Source organism: Isoptericola sp. NPDC055881, assembly GCF_053615895.1.
The window spans coordinates 21,131-27,883 of record NZ_JBSHCR010000056.1 but is presented as its reverse complement, the minus strand read 5'-3'; the positions used below and the strand labels follow the sequence as shown (position 1 = coordinate 27,883).

Below are 6,753 nucleotides of genomic sequence, written 5' to 3'. Positions count from 1 at the left end.
GCGCCGTACCGGCGCCGGGCGGGAGCGGCACGGTGACCGGCACGGCGACGGACACCGCCGGACCGGCCACCGACCAGGTGGTGTCTTGGGCGGCCAGCCCGGACGTCCTCCCGGGCAGCCTCGACGACCAGACGGTGCGGAACCTGGTGCACACCAGCGTCGGCGGGCCGGGGGTCCGCGTCGAGCTCTCGAATGCCTTCGGCACCGCCCCGGTCACGTTCGACTCGGTCTACGTCGGGGTCAGGGACGCCGGCGCCGACGTCGTCCCGGGCAGCAACCGGCGGGCGACCTTCGGCGGCGCGGACGCCGTCACCGTCGCTCCGGGAGCGCACGTCCTGAGCGACCCCGTGGACTGGAACGTCCCCCCGGACACGACCGTCGCGGTGAGCGTCCACGCCGTCGGGCAGCAGACCACGCCCACGGGCCATCTGCGGGCCTTCCAGACCTCCTTCGTCGCCGCGGGCGACGCCGCCCACGACGAGGACGGCACCCCGTTCACCACGACGACCGACCACTGGTACTGGGTGTCCGGCCTCGTCGTCGACGCGCCCCGCGCCGTCGACACGCTCGCCGTCCTCGGGGACTCGATCACGGACGGGCGCGGCTCGACCGTCGGGGCCGACCATCGGTGGCCCGACTACCTCGCGGACCAGGTCTCGCAGGCCCCCGTCGGGGAGCGGTACGGCGTGATGAACCAGGGCATCGGCGCGAACCGCGTCCTGTCGAACGCGACGAGCCTCGGCGCCCTGGCGCGCTTCGACCGCGACGTGCTCGCCAAGCCGGACGTCGAGACCGTCATCGTGCTGGAGGGCATCAACGACATCGGCAACGGCGACGCGACCTCGGCCGACCAGCTCGTCGCGGCCTACCGCCAGCTCCTCGCCCGGGCGCACGCCGTGGGCGTCTGCGTGGTGGGCGGCACGCTCACGCCGTTCGAGGGCGCCTTCTACTACGACGCGACCAAGGAAGCCGTCCGTGCGGACGTGAACCAGTGGATCCGCACGACCGACGAGCTCGACGGCGTCGTCGACTTCGACGCCGCCGTCCGCGACCCCGCCGCACCTCGGCGCCTCCTCCCCCAGCACGACTCCGGGGACCACCTGCATCCCGGCGACGCCGGGTACGCCGCGATGGCGGCCGCCGTCGACCCCGAGGTGCTGCGCTGCCACCGCTGACGGGTTGCCTCTCCAGGGGCGCCTGCGTGAGGACATGCGTGTGATCGAACGCGAGGGTGAGTGCTCAGCGCCGTGGCCGCTCGCGGCTGTCGTTCAGTTGACCTGAGAGATGTCCTGTCCGCCCACGAGCGCTTGGCTGACGAGGGTGAACAACGCCGACGCGACCACTGCGCAGACATACGTGATCGTCACCGCCCGGCGGCGCAGGGGGCCCACAGTCCACTGCGCTGCGACTGCGGGGAAGGGGAGGATCGCCCAGGCCAGATACGGCAGAGCCGCGAGGACCAGGAGGGGGAAGCCGTAGGAGACCACCACCCGCCAGCGAGGCACACTTGCTTCCATGGCCGCGACCCTACGGGTTAGACCGGCAGCTGGTGTCGTTGGAAACGGTGAGCGCTGCCTTGCTCCGCACCGTATTGATCGCCAGGCAGCTGGTCAGGTCGGATCCCAGCCAATTCATGCCGACCCGGTAGTTGTACCCCAATCACGCTCTCACTTCCTCAGGGAAAGATTCGCCAGGACGATAATGCCACGTCTTCAACGCGCCAGAGAAGGCCGTGGAGAACCCCTATGCCGACCTTGCAGGACGGGCGACATTTGATTTCGCGTTATTTGTCAACTTCGCATGCGTCTTCATTATTTGTTTTATCGCGCACACGGGGATCAATACGACGCACCTTGCTGCGACCGCCGCAATCTCGCTCTCGCCTGCGCGGACCGCCCAGGGCCTGGCAAGATCAACCCATGCACGAGCGCGCAGGGAAGCCGGCCCAGGACAGCGACCTCATCGACGTCGACCAGGTGGTGGGCGCGTACTACGACCTGACGCCGGATCCTTCGGACCCGGGCCAGCAGGTGGTGTTCGGCACGTCGGGGCACCGCGGCTCGAGCCTCGACACCGCGTTCAACGAGGCGCACATCGCCGCGATCACGCAGGCGATCGTGGAGTACCGCACCTCGCAGGGCACGGACGGGCCGCTGTTCATCGGCCGGGACACCCACGCCCTGTCGCTGCCGGCGTGGCAGACGGCGCTGGAGGTGCTGGCGGCCGCGGGCGTCACCGTCATGGTCGACGCGCGCGACTCGTTCACGCCCACCCCGGCGGTGTCGCAGTCGATCCTCATCCACAACGGCGCGACGACGGGCGACGGCGTCCGGACGGAGGGCCCGGGCCTCGCGGACGGCATCGTCGTCACGCCGTCGCACAACCCGCCGCGCGACGGCGGCTTCAAGTACAACCCGCCGCACGGCGGCCCCGCCGGCTCCGAGGCGACCGGCTGGATCGCGGACCGCGCCAACGAGATCCTGCGGACCGGCGGGCTCGCGTCCGTGCGCCGCGTCTCGCTCGAGGACGCGCTCGCCGCCGACACCACGCACAAGCACGACTTCCTGACGACGTACGTCGACGACCTGCCGAACGTCGTCGACCTCGAGGCGATCCGTGCCTCCGGCGTCCGCATCGGCGCGGACCCGCTGGGCGGCGCGTCGGTGGAGTACTGGGGCGCGATCGCCGAGCGCTACGACCTCGACCTCACCGTGGTGAACCCGCAGGTCGACCCGCGCTGGTCGTTCATGACGCTCGACTGGGACGGCAAGATCCGCATGGACTGCAGCTCCCCGTACGCGATGGCGTCGCTGGTGGAGCGCATGACCGGGGACGCCCCGTTCGACGTCGCGACCGGGAACGACGCCGACTCCGACCGGCACGGCATCGTCACCCCCGACGCAGGGCTGATGAACCCGAACCACTACCTGGCCGTGGCGATCGAGTACCTGTACGGCGGCGCCCGTCCGGGCTGGCCGGACGGTGCGGCGATCGGCAAAACCCTCGTCTCCTCGGCTCTCATCGACCGCGTCGCGTCCGGCCTGGACCGGCGGCTGGTCGAGGTGCCGGTGGGCTTCAAGTGGTTCGTGCCCGGCCTGCTGGACGGCGAGATCGGCTTCGGCGGCGAGGAGTCGGCCGGGGCGTCGTTCCTGCGTCACGACGGCCGGGTGTGGTCGACCGACAAGGACGGCCTGATCCTCGCCCTGCTGGCCGCGGAGATCATCGCGACCACCGGCCGCACCCCGTCCGAGCACCACGCCGACCTCGTCGCCCGGCACGGCGAGTCCTGGTACGCCCGGGTGGACGCCCCGGCGTCGCGGGACCAGAAGGCGCGGCTCGCCGCCCTGTCCCCCGACGCGGTGACGTCGACCACGCTCGCGGGGCAGGACATCACCGCGACGCTCACCGAGGCGCCGGGAAACGGGGCGAAGATCGGCGGCCTCAAGGTGACGACCTCCGACGCCTGGTTCGCCGCGCGCCCGTCGGGCACGGAGGACGTGTACAAGATCTACGCCGAGTCCTTCGTGTCGGCGGACCACCTCGCCGAGGTCCAGGCCGCCGCCAAGGAGCTGGTCGACGGCGCGCTCGGCGACGCCTGATTCGTTCCAGCGATGACGCTCGGCGCCGACTGACACCTTCCTGAGAAGCGCCCGCGCGCGCCGCGGTCACATCGCGGTCTCAATTTGATTTCAACAGGCAACCTTTTTATGTTTGCTCCTCGCAACCAACCGGGGGGTGGGCAAGCATGCCTGAGCACGCGAGGTTCGAGGAGCTCCAGCGCCAGCTGCGGGCCGTCGGCGTCGTCAAGCGGACCATCGTGCGCAACCTGCCGCACGACTGTCCGGTCGGCCCTACGTCCGTGCTCTCCACCCTGCACCGCCAGGGGCCGATGCGGCTGAGCCGCCTGGCCGACCTGCTCTGGGTCGACGCCTCCGTCACGAGCCGGCACGCGTCGCACGCCGTCGACCGCGGCTGGGTCGAGCGCACGCCCGACCCGGCCGACGGACGGTCGTCGATCCTCAGCATCACGGCCGCGGGGCGGGGGATGCTCGAGCAGATCTCCGGCCGCAGCGCCCAGCTGCTCGCCGACCGGATGACCGACTGGGACGACGACGAGATCGACCAGCTCGCCGGCCTTATGGCCCGCCTGCACGGCAGCTTCGCGGACTGCCCCCCGGCCGCACGCACCGCGGTCCCGGCGTCGGCCTGACGGCCGGCCCGCCCTCACGCAGTACCTCGAGAGGATCTTCATGGCAACGACCACAGCGGCGCCCGCGCACGCCCGGCGCTCAGCCCCAGGAGGGCACGCCGGGTCCGGCGGCGGCGTCTCGATGACGCACCGGCAGATCCTGGAGGCCCTGTCGGGCCTGATGCTCGGCATGTTCGTGGCGATCCTGTCGTCCACGATCGTCTCGAACGCCCTGCCCGAGATCATCACCGACCTCGGCGGCGGCCAGTCGGCCTACACCTGGGTCGTCACCGCGTCCCTGCTGTCGATGACGGCGACCACCCCGCTGTGGGGCAAGCTCGCGGACCTGTTCAGCAAGAAGGTGCTGGTCCAGGTCGCGCTCGTGATCTTCGTGCTCGCCTCCGCGGCCGCCGGCCTGGCCCAGTCCGCGGAGTGGCTGATCGTGTGCCGCGTGCTGCAGGGCATCGGGACCGGCGGGCTGTCGGCCCTGGCCCAGATCGTCATGGCGACGATGATCGCGCCGCGCGAGCGGGGCCGGTACTCCGGCTACCTCGGGGCGACGTTCGCCGTCGCCACGGTGGGCGGCCCGCTGCTGGGCGGCGTGATCACCGACACCGACTGGCTCGGCTGGCGCTGGTGCTTCTACGTGGGCGTGCCGTTCGCGCTCGTCGCGCTGATCGTGCTGCAGAAGACGCTGCACCTGCCCGTCGTCAAGCGCGACGGCGTGAAGATCGACTGGGGCGGCGCGTTCCTGTCCACGGCCGCCGTGTGCCTGCTGCTGCTGTGGGTCACGTTCGCCGGCGACAAGTACGACTGGAACTCGTGGCAGACGTACGCGATGGTCGGCGGCGCGCTCGTGCTCGTGCTGCTGTTCGTGCTCGTCGAGTCCAAGGTCGCCGAGCCCGTCATCCCCATGCGGCTGTTCCGCAACCGGACCGTCGCGCTCGCCTCGGTCGCCTCGCTGTTCGTGGGCGTGGCGATGTTCGCCGGCACGATCTTCTTCAGCCAGTACTTCCAGCTGGCGCGCGACAAGTCGCCGACGATGGCCGGCGTCATGACCATCCCGATGATCGGCGGCCTGTTCGTCTCCTCCACCCTGTCGGGCCTGATCATCACCAGGACGGGCCGTTGGAAGGCCTGGCTCGTCTCCGGCGCGGTGCTCCTGACCGGCGGCCTGGGGCTGCTGAGCACGATCCGCTACGACACCGAGTACTGGCACGTCGCCGTCTTCATGGCTGTGATGGGCGTCGGCGTCGGCATGATGATGCAGAACCTGGTGCTGTGCACGCAGAACCAGGTGACCACCGCCGACCTGGGCTCCGCCAGCTCCCTCGTCACGTTCTTCCGCTCGCTGGGCGGGGCGATCGGCGTCTCCGCGCTGGGCGCCGTCCTCGCGCACCGCATCCCCGACTACGTCGCGGACGGCCTGGCAGACCTCGGCCCGAAGGGTGCCGCCCTGGCGAAGAGCGTCGGCAGCGGCAGCTCCACCAAGATCCCGGACATGGACCAGGTCCCCGAGCCGCTGCGCAGCGTCCTGGAGAGCGCCTACGGGCACGGCATCGCGGACCTCTTCCTCATCGGCGCCTGCGCCGCGTTCGTCGCCTTCCTCCTCGTGGTGTGCATCAAGGAGGTGCCGTTGCGCACCCGGAACGCCGCCGAGCAGGCTGCCGACGGCGCGCCCGCCGGCGCACCCCAGGAGCTCGCCGCGCAGCCGTCCGTGGCCTCGTCCGCCAGCCCGGCCACAGGCGCTGCCGCTGCTGCCACCGAGGTGGTTGACCAGGACGGCGGCGCGTCGTCCGACATGGCCGGCGTGCCCGTGCAGGGGCTGGTCCGTGGTGCCGAGGGCGCTCCGCTGCCCCAGGCCGCGATCACGCTCATCTCCCTCGGCGGGCGTCAGCTCGGTCTCGCCCTCTCCCGGTCGGACGGCACGTACGCCGTCGGCGCGCCGGGCGCGGGCACGTACGTGCTCATCGCCTCGGCGGACGGGTACCAGCCGCAGGCCTCGACCGTCGTCGTCGGCACCACCCCGCTGGCCCACGACGTGCTGCTGAGCGGGACCAGCGGGCTGCGCGGTGTCGTGGTCGGCCCCGACCGGCTGCCCGTGGCCGGCGCGATGGTGCTCGTCACGGACGTGCGCGGCGACCTGCAGGCCACCGCCACGACGGCGGAGGACGGGGTGTTCGCGGTCGAGGAGCTCGTGCCCGGACCGGTCACCGTCGCCGTGAACGCCGACGGCTTCCGCCCGCGGGCGCTGCCCGTCGAGGTGGGCACGGTCGGCGTCACGCGCGTCGACGTCGAGCTCGCGGCCGGCGCCCGGGTCACGGGCGTGGTGCGCGCGCCGCACGGGCCGCTCGCGGACGCCCGTGTCACCCTGCTCGACGCCGCGGGCAACGTGGCGGGCACCGCCACGACCGGGGACGACGGCGCCTACGCGTTCAGCGACCTGAGCGGCGGCGACTACACCGTGATCGCGACGGGCTACCCGCCGGCCGCGTCGGCCCTGAGCCTCGCCGGGCACGGTGTGGACGACCACGACATCGCGCTCGCGCACCCCGCGGAGTGAG

At 71.7% G+C, this 6,753-nt stretch carries 5 protein-coding genes; 4 read left to right on the top strand and 1 reads right to left on the bottom strand.

What is annotated here, in order from left to right; translation table 11 throughout:
- Nucleotides 1–1,175, top strand: a 1,175-nt coding sequence (locus ACWGKI_RS15830) for an SGNH/GDSL hydrolase family protein (RefSeq protein WP_452188223.1), incomplete at its 5' end; no start/stop codon positions are given.
- Between the two features lie 93 nt (nt 1,176–1,268).
- Here the strand turns inward: ACWGKI_RS15830 and ACWGKI_RS15825 are convergent.
- A complete protein-coding gene (locus tag ACWGKI_RS15825; RefSeq protein ID WP_380244407.1) occupies nt 1,269–1,517 on the bottom strand; it encodes a hypothetical protein in 249 nt (82 codons plus the stop codon).
- 402 nt (nt 1,518–1,919) lie between these two features.
- On the opposite strand from ACWGKI_RS15825, the gene pgm reads away from it, so the two are divergent.
- The 3 genes from pgm to ACWGKI_RS15810 all read left to right on the top strand — a co-directional run bounded on the left by pgm (nt 1,920) and on the right by ACWGKI_RS15810 (nt 6,752).
- Nucleotides 1,920–3,599: a phosphoglucomutase (alpha-D-glucose-1,6-bisphosphate-dependent) gene (gene pgm / locus ACWGKI_RS15820; protein WP_380244406.1), complete on the top strand. Its 1,680-nt coding sequence runs from the start codon at nt 1,920–1,922 to the stop codon at nt 3,597–3,599.
- 146 nt (nt 3,600–3,745) lie between these two features.
- Nucleotides 3,746–4,210 carry a MarR family winged helix-turn-helix transcriptional regulator gene (locus ACWGKI_RS15815; RefSeq protein WP_380244405.1) on the top strand — a complete coding sequence of 155 codons (465 nt, stop codon included), beginning with the start codon at nt 3,746–3,748 and terminating at the stop codon, nt 4,208–4,210.
- A gap of 40 nt (nt 4,211–4,250) precedes the next feature.
- Nucleotides 4,251–6,752, top strand: coding sequence for an MFS transporter (locus ACWGKI_RS15810; RefSeq protein ID WP_452188220.1), 2,502 nt, complete (start codon nt 4,251–4,253; stop codon nt 6,750–6,752).
- Nucleotide 6,753: the final 1 nt, after the last annotated feature.

What these genes read in the sequence shown, in the direction of transcription:
- ACWGKI_RS15825 (WP_380244407.1), bottom strand. Translation starts at nt 1,517, where the DNA reads ATGGAAGCAAGTGTGCCTCGCTGGCGGGTGGTGGTCTCCTACGGCTTC.
- pgm (WP_380244406.1), top strand. Translation starts at nt 1,920, where the DNA reads ATGCACGAGCGCGCAGGGAAGCCGGCCCAGGACAGCGACCTCATCGAC.
- ACWGKI_RS15815 (WP_380244405.1), top strand. Translation starts at nt 3,746, where the DNA reads ATGCCTGAGCACGCGAGGTTCGAGGAGCTCCAGCGCCAGCTGCGGGCC.
- ACWGKI_RS15810 (WP_452188220.1), top strand. Translation starts at nt 4,251, where the DNA reads ATGGCAACGACCACAGCGGCGCCCGCGCACGCCCGGCGCTCAGCCCCA.